We start from the raw sequence: 255 nt of genomic DNA, 5'->3' as shown, positions 1-255 counted from the left end.
CGATCGAAGACGTGTTCTCGATCTCCGGTCGTGGCACCGTGGTAACTGGCCGTGTTGAGCGTGGCATCGTCAAGGTTCAGGAAGAAGTGGAAATCGTCGGCATCAAGGCGACCACCAAGACCACCTGCACCGGCGTTGAAATGTTCCGCAAGCTGCTCGACGAAGGTCGTGCTGGTGAGAACGTCGGCGTCCTGCTGCGCGGCACCAAGCGTGAAGACGTAGAGCGTGGCCAGGTTCTGGCCAAGCCGGGCACCA

The 255-nt window shown here is 60.8% G+C and carries 1 protein-coding gene; it reads left to right on the top strand.

The window, feature by feature from the left end:
- Positions 1–255, top strand: a 255-nt coding sequence (locus J5M67_RS30085) for an EF-Tu/IF-2/RF-3 family GTPase (RefSeq protein WP_243434955.1), incomplete at both ends; no start/stop codon positions are given.

This window comes from Pseudomonas sp. 30_B, assembly GCF_017491605.1.
GTDB lineage: Bacteria > Pseudomonadota > Gammaproteobacteria > Pseudomonadales > Pseudomonadaceae > Pseudomonas.
The sequence above is the reverse complement of the archived record's forward strand: the minus strand, read 5'-3'. Positions and strand labels throughout refer to the sequence as shown.